Raw genomic sequence first — 16,888 nt, 5'->3', positions numbered from 1 at the left:
CCTTCCGCCGCGAGCGCGCGCAGGATGCCGGTTCCCCGAACATTCGGCATCGCCCGCGGCGAGACGGCAGAACTACTCGGTGCGCAGGGCGGTGGCCGGGTCCTGCTTGGCGGCCTTGCGCGAGGGGATCAGACCGCCGATCAGCGTGAGCACGACGCTCAGGATCACCAGCACCACGCCGCCGGTCACGGGCAGGGCCGCATTGACGTCCGCATTGCCGATGAAGTGGTGCAGCACCGCGTTGATCGGGAAGTTGAGCAGCACGGTCAGGCCGACGCCCAGCAGGCCGGAGCACAGGCCGATAATGCCGGTCTCCGCGTTGAACACCTGTGAAACATTGTGCTTCGAGGCGCCCATCGCGCGCAGGATGCCGATCTCCTTGGTGCGCTCGAGCACCGAGATGTAGGTGATGATGCCGATCATGATCGACGAGACGATGAGCGACACCGACACGAACGCGATGAGCACGTAGGAGATCACGTTGACGATCGTGGTCACCGAACTCATCATGAGCCCGACGTAATCCGTGTAGGTGATCTTGTCCTTCTTCGACACGGTCTTGTTGTAGTCGGTGATCGCGTCGGCGATGTGGTCCTTGTCCTCGAAGCTGTCGGCGTAGATGTTGATCGAGCTGGGCGCGTCGCGGCTCACCACGCCGAACGCGGCGAGGTTGTCGTCGTAGGTGCCCGTCGACACGTACTGGTCGTAGATCGCGACGAGCACGTCGTCCGACGCGGTGGCGATGTAGGCGTCGAAGCTGTCGGCGAGCTGCTGCTCGCTCATCGCGGCCATCGCGGTGGCCTGGTCACCGGCCGCACCAGCCGCACCAGCGGCGCCCGAGGCGCCGGACTGCTGCCCCGCTCCCATCATCGACTTGGCCATGTTCGCCTTCTGCGTCACGCCGAGCGATGCCACGTAGGTGCGTGCATCGGCGGCCTTGGTGGCATCGTCGGAGGGCGAGAACGTCATGCCGTTGAGCACGTTCACGTTCGGATCGGCCTTCTGGTCGGTGACGATCGCGCTGGAGGCCGCACGGTCGATCAGGTCGTTGGTTAGGGCGCGCGTGTAGCCCACGCCCGCCGCCAGCGGCGTGGCCGAGGCGTCCTTCTTCGCCTTGACGACGCCGACCACCTTGAGTTTGGTGGCCGAATCGAGCCGCTGCTCGATCGCGTCCTTGTCGTCGCCGATGAACCGGTAGTGGCCGTCATCGCCCTTGACGTACTGGTCGGACGCCGGGATCAGGTACAGCGTCTGGTCGAGCGCCTTCGCATAGTCGATCTTGCCCTGCGGGGTGCTGACCTTGTCGCCGGCGTTGAGCTTGGACATCATCTCGTTGTAGTCGGAGGCGGGCAGCAGGCCGAGCTCGTACAGCGTGGTCAGCGGCACGCTGTTGTTGTCGTCGAGCACCAGCACCACCTCGTCCTTGGACGTCGGCCACGAGCCGTCGACCACCCGGTAGTTGTCGGTGATGACCTTGCCCACGAGCTGGCTGTCGTCGGAACCCGGCATGATCTCGCTGAACGAGTCGGGCGCGGCGTTCTCGTCGGTCTTGCCGGTCAGCATCGACATCTGCTTCGAGGTGATCGACGAGGAGCCCGACATGCCGGTCGAGCTGGTGGAGGCCATCTGCGAGGCCATCGAGGCGGAGCCGTCCGAGCCGATGGTCACGCCGTTCGCGTTGACCAGCGTTCCGTCCGGATCGCGGTCGAACACGGAGAACTTCACGTCGTACGTGTACTGGATGCCGGTGGAGCCCACGTACTGGTGGATCTCGCTGTTCTGGTCGTCCAGGTATTTCTTGAAGCTGGTCAGGTTGTTCTCGGTGATCGAGCTGGTCAGGCTCGACGCCTGCTTGATGCTGCGGTCGTCCGGGTAGATGCCGTCGGACTTGTGCGTCTTGCCGCCGTAGCCGTCGTCGCCGCCCATCTGGCTGCCCATGATGCTCGACATATCGAAGGTCTGCTCGTCGATGGTGATCGGGTAGGCGGTCATCGTGTCGCGCTGGATGTTGTCGATGTACGCGTTCACGCCCGTGGACACCGACAGGATCAGCGCGATGCCGATGATGCCGATCGACCCGGCGAATGAGGTGAGGAGCGTGCGCGCCTTCTTGGTCTTCAGGTTGTTGAAGCTCAGCGCCAGCGAGGTGGCGAACGACATCGACGCCTTGCCCATCGTCTTGTGCACGGCTGGGCTTGCGCTCGCCTCGTCGATCTCGAACGGGGCCGAGTCGGAGCGGATCACGCCGTCGCGCAGGTTGACGATGCGCGTCGCGTACTGTTCGGCGAGCTCGGGGTTGTGGGTGACCATGACGACCAGGCGGTCCTTGGCGACCTCCTTGAGCAGGTTCATGATCTGCACGGAGGTGTCGGAGTCGAGCGCGCCGGTCGGCTCGTCGGCCAGCACGATGTCCGGGTCGTTGACCAGCGCGCGGGCGATGGCCACGCGCTGCATCTGGCCGCCGGAGAGCTGGTTCGGCTTCTTGTTGATGTGGTCGCCGAGGCCGACCCGCTCCAGCGCCTTGCGCGCCCGCTCGCGGCGGTCGGCCTTGCCGATGCCGGAGATCGTGAGCGCGAGCTCGACATTCGACAGGATCGTCTGGTGCGGGATCAGGTTGTAGCTCTGGAACACGAAGCCGACCGTGTGGTTGCGGTACGAATCCCAGTCGCGGTCCTTGTACTGCTTGGTGGAGATGCCGTTGATCACCAGATCGCCGTCATCGTAGCGGTCGAGGCCGCCGATGATGTTGAGCAGCGTGGTCTTGCCCGACCCGGAGGGGCCGAGGATCGCGACGAACTCGCTGTCGCGCAGGTTCAGGCTGACCTTGTCGAGTGCCTGTTGGACGAAATCACCGGTCTTGTAACGCTTGGAGATCGATTTGATCTGCAGCATGGATACCTCATTCCTGACTGACGCTGACTGACGGCATGCTGCTGCCTACTGTATCGTCACACCCCCGAACTACCTCGGGGCATCGCTCCTGGTCTTCGCTCTGAGCGTCATGGCACCCCACTATCGGGCAAAACTGGGCATTCCCGCCGTCACGAGTCCGGTATTCGCCGGGGACCGCTAGAACGTCAGGCGCATCTGGTGCCAGACCACGCCGCCGTGCTCGGAGGAGGAGACGCCCTCATCCACGTAGCCGAAATGCTCGTAGAAGCCGATGAGCCGCTCCTTGCAGGTCAGTACCATGCCCTTGCGGCCGGCCGCCCGCGATTCGTCGATGGCGGCGCGCATCGTGCGGCTCGCGCAGCCGCTCCCCTGCCTCGCCGGCGCGGTGTCGACGCCAAAGACCATCTGCCACGCGCCGTGCCCGTCGTGCATCGAGGCGTCCTCGTACATGTCGTCGGTCAGGTCGGGCAGATCGGTGACCATGCCGTTGACGAACGACACCAGCTCGTCGCCGTCGAACAGCAGCCAGAAATGATCCGGATACACGCGCAGACGGTCCTCGATATCGGCCCGCGTGGCGGCCTCCGCGGCCGGGAAGCACTCCGCCTCAAGCGCCGCGATCGCGGGCGCGTCCTCCAACGTCGCATGTCTGATCATCATGCGCCCAACTGTAGTACCGCCGCCGTCCATCTCACCGCCCGGAGGGCTCGAGCTCCGCCGTCTGTCCCACTCCCGGCTACCCCACGGCCGGCCGCGCATCCGCATCCGGCCGTTCGTTCACGTTCGTCCAGCGCCGGCGCAGCAGCATGAACAAACCGATGACCACCGTGACGCCGCCGAGCCCGATGCCGAACAACCCCGACACCTGCGCGGCGTGGCTGGCCCCCTCGGCCTCCAGCAGCACGTCCTGCGTGACCACGAGCGAGAGCATCGCGTCGATGAAGGTCACGAACTTCACCGACGCGTCGATCGGATTGCGCGTCCGGTGCGAAATGACCATGCCGCGGATCGCGATGCCGATCTTGGTGAAGGTGATCGTCGCCACGGTGATGGCGACGATCACCCCGTACTGATGGGGCGAGCCCGTATAGTACATGGTCAGCGAGAACGCCGCGTACGACAGCCCGATGAAGCACAGCAGCCCGCCCGTACGGTGGTAGACGCCCATCTCCCGGCGCAGGCGCTGCACCCGGTCGGTGATCAGCCGCGTGCTCGTATGGGATTTGACGATGCTGAAGCGGGAGACACACAGCATCGCGTAGTACACCGCGCTCACGATGAACAGCACCGACATCGTCCACAGGCCCATCGCCAGCTTGACGATGGCCATGGCGCCGCCGATCACCGTGGAGACGGCGGTCGACAGCGCCACCTTGTCGTTGTTTTCCATCAGCAGATAGGTGCGGTACGCGCGATCCGCGCGGGTGCCCCGCAACGCGCGCGGCATCCGCAAGGCGCGCGGCTCCCGTTTGTTCCGCACGCGCGCTTTCTTCCGAGTCTCTCGTTCCATCATTCCCGTTCGGTCATGGTCTCGCCCGCGGCCGGACTGCAGCCGCATCCCTTCCATCATGATATCCCGATCAACCAACGAGCTCCCTGCACTCGGACAGGGATCCGTCGGCTTCGTTCGTCTGATGGCAATCATGCTATCGGGAATTCATTGACCGATTGCTTACGGATTATTGATCCTGTATTAACGAGGCCCTGATTGACGGGTCACGACACGGGCCGTCACGGCGCGAGCGGTTCGCCGTCGACGCGCACATCGGCCGGCGCGTAGGTCGCGCAGCCGTCGAGCAGCACGGCCGGACGCTCGTCCGGGCGGATCGCGTGCAGGCGGATGCGGGTCATGTCGAGGCCGCGCACGTTGCGCAGGTCCATGAACGCGGCGCGGGACCAGTCGGGCCAGTAGTTCTCGCTCGACTTCACGCCCGGCTCGGCGAGCTTGTCCACCAGCCGCGGGTATTCGGCCGGGATGTCGGACTGCTTCACGCCGCCGATGAAGGTGTAGCGGATGCCGTCGAGCGCCACGTCCTCGATCGGGTGGCCCTCGGCCGCGTCGAAGCGGATGCCGTTGAAGCGGGGCTCGCCCATCACGTCGTCGGTGAAGCGGCGGTGGACGTTCGCCATCTCCTCATCGTCGGTGGCGGTCAGGTTGGTGATGCTGATCCGCGACATCGCGCCGATCTCGGGCATGTGGTCCAGCTCGACCGACGTGCCGTAGCCGTCAAGCTCGAAACGGCTGTTGAGGATCGCGGACACCGGACGGGTGACGTTGCGCATCACGATGTTGTCGAAGGAGATGTCGCTGATCGCGCCGCCCTCGGTGCATTCGATCTTGATGCCCTCGCGCCACACGCGGTTGAGCGTGCAGTTCGAGACGGTCACGTCGTAGATGTCGCCGATGGACTTGAGGCCGAAGCGCAAGCCGGCGCACACGCCGGTGAACTCGCAGTTGGTAACGTGCACGTCGTGCACCGGATGGTCCTTGCTGCTGGCCTGCAGGCAGAAGTTGTCGTCGGTGCCGCGCACGTAGCAGTCGGAGACGAACACATGGGCGCTGCCGTCGAAGTCGAGGCCGTCGCCGTTGTAGCGCTTGTCGTTCTTGATGTCGACGCCGCGCACCCAGATGTATTCGCTGTCGAGGAACGCGGTGGTCCATGCGGCGGCCTCGTACAGGCGCAGGTTCTCGACGTGCACGTTGCGGCAGCGCAGCAGGCGGATCATCATCGGCCGGTAGATGGAGCCCTCGTTCGGGAAGGCCTAGGCGTTGCCGTCGATCGCCGATTGGATGGCGGCGGCGTCGTTGGTCACACCGTCGGCCTTCGCGCCGTAGTCGCGCACGTTGTACATCATTGCCATCGCATTCCTTGTCTGTATACGGATGAATCGGCTCGTCAGCCTCCGCACCGCGATTATGGATCCCGCCGTGCGGAGGTTCCCTCCGGCCCCCGTTCGGCTAGTATCCCGCGTTGTTAATTCGTTGAGTAATTCCGGCTCCCCCTCTCTGAGGGGAGTCAGACATAGGACACGAACTTACGGCGCGGGATACTAGCGGACCGGCCAGTACGGCGCGACTTCCTTGTCGAAGGAGTCGGCGACCTTGGCGGCGACCTGGTCGAACGGGGTGTCCCAGACGGCCTGATTGAAGATCTCGCATTCGATGTCGCCGCGACAGCCGGTGGCGGCCACGGCCTCAGTGAGGCTCTTGAAGTCGATGACGCCCTCGCCCATGTAGTGGCGGCTCAGGAGCACGTCCTTCTCGAACGGGGTGCGGTAGTCGCACACCTGGTACGTGGCGATGCGCCCCTCGCGGCCGGCGCGCGCGATCGAGTCGAGCACCTGCGGATCCCAGAAGATGTGGAAGGTGTCGACGGTGACGCCGACGGCCTTCGGGTCGAAGGGCGCGGCGAGGTCGAGCGCCTGGCCGAGCGTCGACACGCAGGCGCGGTCGGTGCAGTACATCGGGTGCAGCGGTTCGATGGCCAGCGTCACGCCGGCCGCAAGCGCGTCCTGCTCCAGCTCGGCGAGGGCGTCGGCGACGCGGGCGCGGGCGCCGATCAGGTCCTTGGAACCTTCCGGCAAACCACCGACGACGAGCACGAGCACCTTGCAGCCGAAGGCGGCGGTCTCCTCGATGAGTTTGCGGTTGTCGTCGATGGAGGCGCGGCGGGCGGCGCCCTCGGGCATGGTGAAGAAGCCGCCGCGGCACATCGTGGAGACGCGCAGCCCGGAGTCGGCCACCATCTTGACGGCGGTGTCGAGGCCCACGGCCTCGACGGGCTCGCGCCACAGGCCGACGCTCCGGTATCCGGCCGCGGTGAGCGTGTCGAGGGTCTGGCGCAGGTCGGCGTACTTGATCGTCGCCTGGTTCATGGACAGAATCGGATTGGTCATTGCTTGGTCCTTTGTGGTTGTGATGCGGCTTGGCGATCGCGGATCATCGCGCGATGCCGTTGATGGCGAGCAGGGCGTTCCAGCGCTTGGCCGCGAGATCGGGCGTCTCGAAGGCGCCGCAGGAGTTGGCGAGCTCCACGACGCAGCTCAGGTTCGGCAGGCTGCGGGCGGACTGCAGGCCGCCGACCATCTGGAAGGCGGGCTGGTGGCCGTTGAGCCAGCTCATGAACGCCACGGAGGTCTTGTAGAACTCGGTGGGGTGCACGAACACCTGCTGCGCAAGGGCCTGGGTCGGTTCCAAGATGCGCAGGTACTCGGCCGCGTCGCCCCTGTCTAGCGCCTGGATGGCGGCGGAGGCGTGCGGCGCGAGCACGGAGAACGCGCCGAGCAGCGCGTTGGAGTGCATGACGGCGCGCTTGCCGGTCTTCGGATCGTCCTGCTCGGCGTCCTTGATGAGGTCCACGTAGTGGAAGTCGTCGCCGGTGAGCATCATCGTGCCTTCGGGCAGCATGGCGCGCATGTAGCGTTCGGAGTCGGCGTCGAGCAGCGACATCTTCACGCCGCGCACCTTGCCGGGGTTGTGCTCGATGATGGCGAGCACGGTCTTGGAGGCCTCGCGCCAGTCGGCGGAGCCGAAGTAGCCGTGCAGCTGCGCGTCGAAGACCTCGCCGAGCCAGTGCAGGATGACCGGGCTCTTGGCGGCGCCGATCACCTCGTCGTAGACCTTGATGTAGTCGGCCGGGCTCTGCGCGGTGCGGCACAGGTGGCGCGAGCACATGATGACCGGGCCGTCGCCGGCCTCCTCGCACACGCTCAGCTGCTCGAGATAGGCGTCGACGATCTGCGCGAGCGTGTAGTCGCCGCCCTGCTCCAGCTGATCGGTATTGACGCCGACCGATACCAGATCGGCCACGGAGCGCCCCCAGCCCTCCTTGTCGGCGTATTCCTTGGCGGCGGCCCCAGAGCGGCGCATGAGCTCGGCGGTGGCGGCCCAATCCATGCCGAGGTTGCGCTGCGCGGTATCCATGCAGTCGGCGACGCCGAGTCCCCAGGACCAGACCATGCGGCGGAATCCGATCGTGGATTCCCAGTCGACTTCAGCGGGACGGCCCGGCGTGTTGTCGGCCCAGGCGACCGGCACGACGTGCGCGGCGGCGTAGGCGATGCGCGACTTCAGCGGCGCGGTCGGCTTGCTGAAGGCCGGCGCCGGATTCGCTTCGACCTTGCGGGTGGCGCCGTTCTTATCGATCAGTGTGAATGTTGACATTGTTTCCTCTTTCTGGCTTCCGCCGGCGGGGCTGTCTGCGTCAGCGGACTGAGGGAAGTTCCGGAATCGAGGTAAACTCCCCTCAGCCGCTACGGCGACCGCTCCCCTCAGAGGTGAGCCAATTGCAACGAACTCAGTACCGGCCTTCGGGGACCTGAATCTTGGCGCCCTTTTCAGCGGATTCGTAGCCCAGCTCGGCCAGACGAACGCCGCGCGCACCGGAGGCGAAGTCGTACGGGTAGTCGGCGCCTTCGGCCAGGGAGCGCAGGTACTCCTCCCACTGCACCTTGAAACCGTTCTCGAAGGTCTCGTCGGTGCAGATCTCCTGCCAGTTGTCCATGTACTTGTGCGGATCCGGCACGTCCGGGTTCCAGAAGGCCTTCGGGGTGACGTCGCGCACCTGGATCTCAGCGCCGAACAGGCCGACGACCGCGGAGCCCCTGGTGCCGTCGATCTGGAACTCGAGCAGCTCGTTGCGGTAGACGCGGGTGTTCCACGAGGAGTTCATCTGCACGGTGATGCCGTTGTCCAGCTCGAAGATGGCGTAGGCGGCGTCCTCGGCGGTGGCCTGGTACGTGTTGCCCTTCTCGTCCACGCGCTCGGGGATCTCGGTCTTCGCCTCGGCGTAGACGGTCTTGATCTTGCCGAACAGGCCTTCGATCACGTAGTTCCAGTGCGGGAACATGTCGGAGATCATGCCGCCGCCGAGTTCCTTCTTGTAGTTCCAGCTGGGGCGCTGGGATTCGCGCCAATCGCCTTCGAACACCCAGTAGCCGAACTCGCCGTGCACCGACAGGATGCGGCCGAAGAAGCCGGACTTGATAAGGCGGCGCAGCTTGAGCAGACCGGGCAGGAAGAGCTTGTCGTGCACCACGCCGGTCTTGACGCCCTTGGCCTCGGCCAGGCGGACCAGCTCGCAGGCGTCCTCGTAGGTTTCGGCGATCGGCTTTTCGGTGTAGATGTCCTTGCCGGCGGCGATGGCCTTCTCGATCGCCTCGACGCGCGCCGAGGTGACGAGGAAGTCGGCGTACAGCGAGTAGTGTGGGTCGGCGAGCACCGCGTCGAGATCGGTGGTGTACTTGAGACCGCCGTGCTTTTCGGAGGCCTCCTTGAGCTTGGCTTCGTGGCGGCCGACCAGGATCGGGTCGAGCTGCACGCGCGAGCCGTCGGACAGCTCCACGCCGCCCTGCTCGATGATGGGCAGGATGGAGCGGCACAGGTGCTGGCGGTAGCCCATGCGGCCGGTCGCTCCGTTGAGAATGACTCCGATCGTCTTGTCTGCCATGGTATTCGGTTCCTTTCGCTGATTGCGACGTCGCATCTACAGTTTTCTGGTTTGCTCGGTCTGAAGCTTACCATTTTGGTAAGCGCTTTCCATTAATTGCAGTATACAACGGCAGGAACCGTGACGCAAATCACAAGAAACGCCGAGTGTTACCAGTTTCATCCGCTTCGAATAGTTGCCGTATTACGGTAAGCGATTGCGATTGACGGGACGGCGACCCGGCCAAGAGCGGATTCTCGAATACGGTGCGACTCCCGAGAGTGTATACTATGTATATACACTAAGGAGGTTGCCATGAACACCACCACATTGACGAAATGGGGCAACGGACAAGGCGTTCGCTTGTCCAAGGACACGATGGAAAAAGCCGGTCTGCATGTAGGCGATTCACTGGAAATACATACGGAAAACGGGAAAATCACCCTTCTGGCGGCCAAAAAACGCTATATCGATGTCCTCGACTACCAGGCACTGTTTCGGGACTATGATGGTCCGGCTCCCGAAGAAGACGGCTTCGCCCGGCCCGTCGGTCAGGAGCTCGCATGATACGAAGGCATCACTATGGCGATGTCGTCTGGGCCGATCTCGATCCGGCCGCGGGCCATGAACAGAATAAGCGACGCCCGCTCATCGTGGTCAGCAACGACGAATACAACCGGTACAACAACCTCGTCATGACCGTCCCCATCACCAGCAATCACGAGTACCCGCTCCATATCAACGTAGGCCTCATTCCAACCGAGGATGGCGGCGAGGTATACGGCTGGGCCGAGATCGAGCAGGCGAAAAGCCTGGATCTCGATGCGCGCAACGCCAGCAAGGTCGCATCCCTAGAAGAGGAGACCATGGAACGCATCACCGTAATGCTGCTCAGCGGACTGATGCGCCCCTCGATGCGCATAGAGCGCATCTACTAGTATCCTGCGTCGTTAATTCGTTTAATAATTCTGGCTCCCCTCTCGGAGGCTGAGCCAGACATAGTACACGAACTTACGACGCAGGATACTAGAGGCCTGTCTCAATTTGTTGCATCCGTCACCTTTGCGGATACGGAAGGACCCTGCCTTATACATGCTCTCGCAGAGTTTTACCGAAGACCATGCTGCTCCAGCACATTGTGCGGAACAACATCTTCAGGGGCATCGCATTATCCGGAAACGCCCACCGAACATACTCAGCCCCATTGCCCCCAGTACGAACTGCAGAATCTTGCCTCGCTGAGTATCCGGCTTGAGGCAACACCTTCTTGCGTTGTCGATTCCCTACATATAGCATGGAAAATGCATTCAGGGCCGCTCACATGTGGGGCGGCCGTTTTTGTCGCCTTCAGCTTACCCGCGCCGCACCTCCGACATGCGTCGTTACCGGGGCAGGAGATATTTCAGGCATGCCCTTGTGCAAGGCAGCATGTCACCGTCCCAATAACACAGTAACGGGTTAAGCAACGCATCGTGCGGCATGTATCGGGTGCAATACGCTATTCGATCTACCCACGACGGCCATCCGCGCGTCCCTCAAAAATCGCTCAGTATTCCTCGCGGTATTTCAGCGGCTTGCCGGCGGTGTGGCGCGCCAGCTCCTCGGCCACGTTGAGTCCCATCGCATGCAGTTCGCTGCCGGTGGATCCGGCGATATGCGGGGTGAGGATCACGTTGGGCATGTCCCACAGCGGCGAATCGCCCGGCAGCGGCTCGGGCCAGGTGACGTCGAGGATCGCGTTGATTCTGCCGGTCCTGAGTTCCGCGATCAGGGCGTCGTGGTCCACCACACGGCCGCGCGCCGAATTGAGCAGCGTGGCGCCGTCCTTCATGAGCCCCAGCTCGCGAGCGCCGATCATGCCACGCAACGGCGGAATATCCGGCGCATGAAGGGAGACGATATCGCCGCGGCCCATGACCTCGTCGAGACTGGCCTTGGTCGCGCCGTACGACGCGGTCTCATCGGCGGACATGTCGATGGCGTAGGCCAGCACGTCCAGACGGGTCATCTGCAGCATGGTCATGAGCCGGCGTCCGATGCGCGAGGACGCGCAGACGAGTCCGACCGTCTTCTCATAGTTGCCGACGTTGGCGAACACGCTCTGCACGTCTACCCACGCTCCCCAACCGCGTTGCTCATGGTACATGCGCTCGGCCCGGAAGAACGACTTGTTGGCCAGCAAGATGTTCGCGAAACAGTACTCCGCCACCGGCAATCCGTTGAGGTACCCGGAGTTCGACAGCGCAACGCCGCGCTCCCTCGCCGTCTCCTTGGCCCGGTCATCGGCGAAGATGCGATCGGCGGCGCCGCTGGCCGCGAAGATGCCCCGCAGCTTCGGCATGGCGTCCAGCGCCGCCGCGTCGAGCAGTCCCTCGGCGCCCCACCCGGTGATGATGTAACTGGCGGCGGCGATGCGTTCCGCGTGCACGGGGTCATGGAAATCCTCCACCACCGGGATGCCGCCGTTCGAGTCGTGGTCGAACGCGGCGACGGAAGCAAGCGTCCGCCACGCATCTGCCCCCATGATTTTCCCGATCAGATCGGCCGGACGGAACGAGAAGACCACCGACGGCCCATCGGGCCGTTCGGACGGCACAGCGGCCGACGTGGCCGATGATTCCAACGATGATTCCAACGACGGCGACTGTGCCATAACGGCTCCTTTGCATGGTGGCGATGCAATCAATGTGAATTGTACGCCGAAAGAGCCGCCCGACGACATTGCGCAATGGTCTTTATGCCTTTTTTCAAAACGTCATCCTGAAATTCGCATGCGGCATCATCAGTCGTCAAAAGGTCGTGTGCGCGATGCAAGCATTGCGCACACGACCTTTGCAACACGTTCAGACACGTCGCCGTAGATCAGCCGACAGTAGCGAGTTTCTCATCCATCGCCTTGCCGACCTCAGCCGGAGTGATCTCACCCTGAACCATACGCTGCACCTGAGCGTACATCTCGGCCTGCAGCACATCCGTACCCCTCGGCCAGTTGTTCACCGACAGATAGTACTTGCCCTTCATCAGGTAATTGTCATACAGATCCTTGTATTCGGGAATGACATCGGTCTTGTAGTTCTTCGCAGTGATCACCGTCGCCGTATTCTTCTCCAGAAGAGCCAGACCCTTTTCACTGGTGAGGAATGTCAGGAGCTTCTTGGCAGCCTCGAGCTTGGCACCCTTGGCAGTGGCCGCGATTGCGATACCCTGTGAGGCATTGCCGGACAGATACTGTCCTTCCCCATTTACGGAAGGGTTTGGCGCAAGACCGAACTTCACGCCCGACTGCTTCAATCGGTCCAGATCCCACGTGCCGGACTTGTACACCGCAACCTTGCCGGCGGTGAACATCGCGAACAGATCGTCACCGTTGGCACCGACCATGTCTCGGCTGACCAATCCCTTGTCGAACAAATCGTTCCACTTGGTCAGGTACGGCGTGTATTCCTTTTCGAAAGTCGACTTGCCGTCGAACACCTTACGCTCACCCGCCTTGTCGCCCGTAGCGGCATAGTGTGCCCCCAACATGGCCTGGAACTCGTGCGGGGTCTGATCGACCGGAGTTACATATGGGGCGATCCCGGCGTCCTTGAGTTTCTCAAGCATGGTCATGAAGTCATCCCAGGTCGTCGGAAACTCCGAGTATCCCACCTTGGCCAGCAGATCGGGGTTATACGCCATGGCGTTCGACCACGCTCCGATCGAAGCACCATACACCTTGCCCTTTCTGGTCAGATACTCGCGGTTGCTATCCGACAGGTTCTTCACGAACGGCTCGTTGGTGACATCCAAGGTGTAGCCACTGTCGATCATCTGGTCGCGGATTTCCGAAGCAAGCATGAACACATCCGGAGTCTGATTGCCGGAGATGCGCGTACGCAGCGTCTGCGCGTACTGCGCCGGATTCGCGGCGAAGCTCACATCGACTTTGATATTGGGGTTGTCCTTCTCGAATTCCTCGATGACCGGCTTGATCATGGAACCGTTCCATGTCGAGAAATACGATATGGTGGTCTGCCCGGTCGCGCCGCTTGCGCTGCCGCATGCGGCAAGCCCCGAGAGCATACCGACGATCGAAACCGCAGCGATCACCTTGTTACGTAACTTCATTGTTATTCCTTTCTGGATTACTGCAAAATATTGTCTGACCGATGATGAGGCCGAATGGCACCCCACCGGATTGGAAACTGTTGTGATACTGAAGATCAGCCCTTCACCGAACCGGCGATCAATCCGGCCACGATCCAACGCTGGCATAGGATGAAGAACACGAAGACCGGAATCAGCGCGATGAGCGTCATAGTCATATAGGACGGCCAATCGGTGGTGAACTCCCCCACCGCGTTGTACGTCTGCACGATGATCGTCTGCAACTCCGACGACGACAGGAACACGTTCGGATACATGAAGTTGTTCCACGTTCCCATGGTCTGGAACACGATCACGGTCACCAGAATGGGCCGGATCAGCGGCAATACGATTTGCCAATAGATACGGAGCGGGCCGGCGCCGTCTATTCTGGCCGCCTCGATGAGCTCGTACGGCAGCTTGCGCATATATCCGACAATCAGGAAGTAGCAGAACACCGCACCGCCAAGGTACAGCAGGATCAGTCCCTGCAACGTATTGACCAGGTGCAGCTCCGATTCCATTTTGTACAGCGGGATCAGAATAGCCTGTGTCGGAATGACGAACGCGATCATCAGCAAAGTGCCGATCGCCGCGGTGAACCACGACTTCCTCAGGATCATGCCGTATGCCGCCATAGAACCGATGATCACTTCAATCGCCACTGCCACGACGGTCACGATAATGGTGTTCATGAAACTGCGTCCGACGGGGATTGTCTCCAGAATGTGCCGATAGTTGTCCAATGTCCACTTGGTCGGCAGCCCCAGAGGATTGCTGGCCATGTCATTGATGGTTTTGAAGGTGTTGATGACCACATACCATAACGGAATGGCGCATACGATGGTGATGGGTAATATGATGGCGGACCGCAGTATGGATTCGCGCCGTTCGCGAGCGGACCGACCCAGATTCGATGCCTTGCGCATGATTATTCAAACCTCTTCTCGATAAAGGTGGAGACACCCATTTGCACGAATACGACCACGGCAACGGCGATGGTGAACAACACCGACAACGCGGAGCCAATGCCGTACCGTCCCTGCGAAATACCTTGGATGATGATGGATTGGGTCACGGTATTCGTCGCGAAACCCGGGCCTCCGTTGAGCATGGCAAACGGCAGATCATAAATCTTCAAACCGCCGTTCATCAGTAGGAATGTCGACACCACGATGCCAGGCATAAGCTGCGGCAAGGTGATATGGATGAACTGCTGGCGCGAGGAGGCGCCGTCCACTTCGGCCTGCTCATATAAATCGCTGGGAATCGCCTGCAAGTAAGCGATGTACAGTGTGGCATGCCATCCTATCTGCGCCCAGATGGCGATAAAGATGACGCAAAACCTTGCCAAGTGGGAGTTGGAAAGCCACGGCACGGATTCCCCGCCAAACCAGCGGATCACCGTATTGACCACGCCAGTGTCCAACGGGGAGAAGATGTACCGCCAGACCAAACCAAGAAGGGCCATCGACGGTACCGAAAAGAAGAAGAACATGGACCTGGCGAAATTGCATCCCCAGAATTTCTTATTCAATTCGACGGCAAGCAGAATGGCAAAGATCGTGATGAAAAATGTCGTGCAAACCGCAAAGAGAATTGTGAATCCAAGACCGGTCAGGATAGATTTATCCATAAACACGGTTTTGTAATTAGTTAGACCAATAAATTTTGGATGAAGACTAAATCCGTTGTAGTCAGTGAACGAATAATAGAACGTCCTCATCATTGGAACTGCAATCATTACCGTGAATACGGCAATGATCGGCAGGAGGAACCAGAACGGAGCGAGGTCTACCCCCCCCCCCGGCGTTTTTCCGCTGGACTGGCTGTTTTGCTCAGATTCCGTTTAACGATCAACTCAATTGCTCCTTTGCGCTGACTTCATCTTTGAACAAGTGGGATTTGGATTCAACATCGAATGCACCCAACTCTAACACGCTCTCTCGCATTATGCTGTATTTCGCTGTAATTACAGTATTTTCACGGCGTGTCTTCAGAGAACGTTCATTGTTCTGGCTTCTCCGGCAGCATTCCGTGAGCGTCGCCGAAAATTCAAAGAACCTCCAGCAGTACGTCGAGATCACTACGCGAATCTACGTCTAAAAACAAGAATATTCACGGAGATAAACCTATTTTTTTTCAGTCAGTCTAAGTTTTCATTTCTTTATCCGAATCCAGGCAACCGATCGCAACATGAAGACAACCCTGCTATAAGTACTGCAAGTAAAAGGTTTTCAGCCATCTCTCTCGTCTCATCGGACTTGCAAGACACGCAGGGATATACTTTTATCGCAAACTCATGTATAGTTTAACGACAAACGACTATGTTGATGGATCTCTCCATATATTTCTTTCTCAGGAGCACATCGTGCAACAGCTACTTAAACCAGCGACCTTCCTGCTGATCATTTTGATCGGCTACCTGCTCAAGCGGTGCGGCCTGTTTGGGCCGCGCGACTACCGCATCATGCAGGTGGTGGTGTTCGACTGCACGCTGCCGGCGTCCATCCTAGTCTCGTTCGCCACCAACCCGAACAGCGCGAGCCTGCTGTGGGTCACCCTGTTCGGTTTTCTGGCGGCGTTCATCCCCGTGCCGTTCGTGTTCCTGGCCTCGCGCAAGCGCCCGGTCGCCGACCGCGCGTTCCTGATGCTGAACTCCTCCGGCTACAACATCGGCAACTTCTGCTTCCCGCTGCTGCAGGCCTTCTACGGCGGCGGAGCCATCGTGACCGGCGCGATGTTCGATATCGGCAACGCGATCATGACCACGGCCGGCAGCAATGTGATGACCACCTCGCTGCTGCACATCGACCCGAACAAGCCCCTCACCGAGCAGAATGCCGGCGACGCGCCGACGCTCCCCTACCGCAAGCCGGCGACCAAGCAGGAAAGCCGCGCGCTGCTGCGCGCCCGGCTCAGGACGATCGCCCTGGGATTCCTCAAATCCGGCCCCTTCGACATGTACATGATCATGACGCTGGTGGTGCTGTTCAACCTGCCGATCCCCGCTCTGCTGTCCGACGTGCTGGAACCGCTCGCGAACGCCAATCCCTTCTGCTCGATGCTCATGGTCGGCATGCTCATGGAGCTGCCGGCCAACGGCAAGGACGTGCGCGACCTGCTGCAGGTCATCGGCTGGAGACTGCCGTTCGGCGTGCTGTTCGCCCTTGCGGCGTGGTTCCTGCTGCCGCTCGACCCGGTGACCCGGCAGGCCGTCGCGCTGATGTGCTTCGCGCCGACCGCCGTGTTCTGCACGCTGTTCACCGACCGCGTGCTCGACAACGCCAAACTCGCCGGATTCACGCTGGCCACCACCAGTTTCATCGCGATGTTCCTGATGACCGGACTGCACATGATGATGTGACGTCAGGTCGCACGGTCCCGCACGGCACCGCACCGCACCGCCCTGCACCGCACCCGATCACCATCCAATCTACAAT

Annotated in this window: 15 protein-coding genes; 3 read left to right on the top strand and 12 right to left on the bottom strand. The window is 61.4% G+C overall.

From position 1 onward, the window contains the following. Positions 1–72 precede the first annotated feature (72 nt). The 8 genes from BBSC_RS04630 to BBSC_RS04595 all read right to left on the bottom strand — a co-directional run bounded on the left by BBSC_RS04630 (position 73) and on the right by BBSC_RS04595 (position 9,341). Positions 73–2,892 carry an ABC transporter ATP-binding protein/permease gene (locus BBSC_RS04630; RefSeq protein ID WP_034535386.1) on the bottom strand — a complete coding sequence of 940 codons (2,820 nt, stop codon included), beginning with the start codon at positions 2,890–2,892 and terminating at the stop codon, positions 73–75. Positions 2,893–3,069: 177 nt separating this feature from the next. Next, positions 3,070–3,552, bottom strand: coding sequence for a GNAT family N-acetyltransferase (locus BBSC_RS04625; RefSeq protein WP_033519416.1), 483 nt, complete (start codon positions 3,550–3,552; stop codon positions 3,070–3,072). Between the two features lie 76 nt (positions 3,553–3,628). Beyond that, positions 3,629–4,372 carry a hypothetical protein gene (locus BBSC_RS14195; RefSeq protein ID WP_231649292.1) on the bottom strand — a complete coding sequence of 248 codons (744 nt, stop codon included), beginning with the start codon at positions 4,370–4,372 and terminating at the stop codon, positions 3,629–3,631. Positions 4,373–4,623: 251 nt separating this feature from the next. Beyond that, positions 4,624–5,622, bottom strand: a complete 999-nt coding sequence (locus tag BBSC_RS04610; protein ID WP_051923112.1) for a glycosyl hydrolase family 28 protein — start codon at positions 5,620–5,622, stop codon at positions 4,624–4,626. A gap of 33 nt (positions 5,623–5,655) precedes the next feature. Further along, the gene (locus BBSC_RS13250; RefSeq protein ID WP_081892826.1) at positions 5,656–5,754 is read right to left on the bottom strand and encodes a glycosyl hydrolase family 28-related protein; all 99 of its coding nucleotides are present in this window, start codon (positions 5,752–5,754) and stop codon (positions 5,656–5,658) included. 189 nt (positions 5,755–5,943) lie between these two features. Then, entirely contained in the window at positions 5,944–6,789 is an 846-nt protein-coding gene (locus tag BBSC_RS04605) for a sugar phosphate isomerase/epimerase family protein (protein WP_033519415.1), read from the bottom strand. Between the two features lie 43 nt (positions 6,790–6,832). Then, complete coding sequence (locus tag BBSC_RS04600) at positions 6,833–8,056, bottom strand: DUF993 family protein (RefSeq protein WP_033519414.1); 1,224 nt, start codon at positions 8,054–8,056, stop codon at positions 6,833–6,835. Positions 8,057–8,189: 133 nt separating this feature from the next. Next, positions 8,190–9,341 (bottom strand): Gfo/Idh/MocA family protein, encoded by a 1,152-nt coding sequence (locus BBSC_RS04595; RefSeq protein ID WP_033519413.1) that lies wholly within the window; start codon positions 9,339–9,341, stop codon positions 8,190–8,192. A 294-nt stretch (positions 9,342–9,635) separates the two neighbouring features. Here BBSC_RS04595 and BBSC_RS04590 point away from each other — a divergent pair, with 294 nt between their 5' ends. Together BBSC_RS04590 and BBSC_RS04585 are read left to right on the top strand one after the other, a co-directional pair. Further along, on the top strand, positions 9,636–9,887 hold the full coding sequence (locus BBSC_RS04590; protein ID WP_046726219.1) for an AbrB/MazE/SpoVT family DNA-binding domain-containing protein: 252 nt from the start codon (positions 9,636–9,638) through the stop codon (positions 9,885–9,887). Then, positions 9,884–10,258, top strand: a complete 375-nt coding sequence (locus tag BBSC_RS04585; protein ID WP_033519412.1) for a type II toxin-antitoxin system PemK/MazF family toxin — start codon at positions 9,884–9,886, stop codon at positions 10,256–10,258. The genes BBSC_RS04590 and BBSC_RS04585 overlap by 4 nt, the downstream gene beginning before the upstream one ends. Before the next feature lie 608 nt (positions 10,259–10,866). Here BBSC_RS04585 and BBSC_RS04580 read toward each other — a convergent pair. The 4 genes from BBSC_RS04580 to BBSC_RS04565 all read right to left on the bottom strand — a co-directional run bounded on the left by BBSC_RS04580 (position 10,867) and on the right by BBSC_RS04565 (position 15,189). After that, entirely contained in the window at positions 10,867–11,973 is a 1,107-nt protein-coding gene (locus BBSC_RS04580) for a hydroxyacid dehydrogenase (protein WP_051923113.1), read from the bottom strand. Positions 11,974–12,182: 209 nt separating this feature from the next. Beyond that, positions 12,183–13,427: an ABC transporter substrate-binding protein gene (locus BBSC_RS04575; protein ID WP_051923114.1), complete on the bottom strand. Its 1,245-nt coding sequence runs from the start codon at positions 13,425–13,427 to the stop codon at positions 12,183–12,185. Between the two features lie 95 nt (positions 13,428–13,522). Then, a complete protein-coding gene (locus tag BBSC_RS04570; protein WP_033519411.1) occupies positions 13,523–14,374 on the bottom strand; it encodes a carbohydrate ABC transporter permease in 852 nt (283 codons plus the stop codon). A 2-nt stretch (positions 14,375–14,376) separates the two neighbouring features. Then, positions 14,377–15,189 (bottom strand): carbohydrate ABC transporter permease, encoded by an 813-nt coding sequence (locus BBSC_RS04565; RefSeq protein WP_048349656.1) that lies wholly within the window; start codon positions 15,187–15,189, stop codon positions 14,377–14,379. 627 nt (positions 15,190–15,816) lie between these two features. Here BBSC_RS04565 and BBSC_RS04560 point away from each other — a divergent pair. Further along, positions 15,817–16,812 carry an AEC family transporter gene (locus BBSC_RS04560; protein ID WP_033519402.1) on the top strand — a complete coding sequence of 332 codons (996 nt, stop codon included), beginning with the start codon at positions 15,817–15,819 and terminating at the stop codon, positions 16,810–16,812. Positions 16,813–16,888 lie beyond the last annotated feature (76 nt).

Source organism: Bifidobacterium scardovii JCM 12489 = DSM 13734 (assembly GCF_001042635.1).
In the GTDB taxonomy this organism is placed as follows: Bacteria; Actinomycetota; Actinomycetes; order Actinomycetales; family Bifidobacteriaceae; genus Bifidobacterium; species Bifidobacterium scardovii.
Note: the sequence above shows the minus strand (reverse complement) of the source record. Positions and strands in the feature narration are given on the sequence as shown.

Coding starts and splice junctions, on each gene's coding strand:
- BBSC_RS04630 (WP_034535386.1), bottom strand. CDS start 2,892: ATGCTGCAGATCAAATCGATCTCCAAGCGTTACAAGACCGGTGATTTC.
- BBSC_RS04625 (WP_033519416.1), bottom strand. CDS start 3,552: ATGATGATCAGACATGCGACGTTGGAGGACGCGCCCGCGATCGCGGCG.
- BBSC_RS04610 (WP_051923112.1), bottom strand. CDS start 5,622: ATGATGATCCGCCTGCTGCGCTGCCGCAACGTGCACGTCGAGAACCTG.
- BBSC_RS13250 (WP_081892826.1), bottom strand. CDS start 5,754: ATGGCAATGATGTACAACGTGCGCGACTACGGCGCGAAGGCCGACGGT.
- BBSC_RS04605 (WP_033519415.1), bottom strand. CDS start 6,789: ATGACCAATCCGATTCTGTCCATGAACCAGGCGACGATCAAGTACGCC.
- BBSC_RS04600 (WP_033519414.1), bottom strand. CDS start 8,056: ATGTCAACATTCACACTGATCGATAAGAACGGCGCCACCCGCAAGGTC.
- BBSC_RS04595 (WP_033519413.1), bottom strand. CDS start 9,341: ATGGCAGACAAGACGATCGGAGTCATTCTCAACGGAGCGACCGGCCGC.
- BBSC_RS04590 (WP_046726219.1), top strand. CDS start 9,636: ATGAACACCACCACATTGACGAAATGGGGCAACGGACAAGGCGTTCGC.
- BBSC_RS04585 (WP_033519412.1), top strand. CDS start 9,884: ATGATACGAAGGCATCACTATGGCGATGTCGTCTGGGCCGATCTCGAT.
- BBSC_RS04580 (WP_051923113.1), bottom strand. CDS start 11,973: ATGGCACAGTCGCCGTCGTTGGAATCATCGTTGGAATCATCGGCCACG.
- BBSC_RS04575 (WP_051923114.1), bottom strand. CDS start 13,427: ATGAAGTTACGTAACAAGGTGATCGCTGCGGTTTCGATCGTCGGTATG.
- BBSC_RS04570 (WP_033519411.1), bottom strand. CDS start 14,374: ATGCGCAAGGCATCGAATCTGGGTCGGTCCGCTCGCGAACGGCGCGAA.
- BBSC_RS04565 (WP_048349656.1), bottom strand. CDS start 15,189: ATGATTGCAGTTCCAATGATGAGGACGTTCTATTATTCGTTCACTGAC.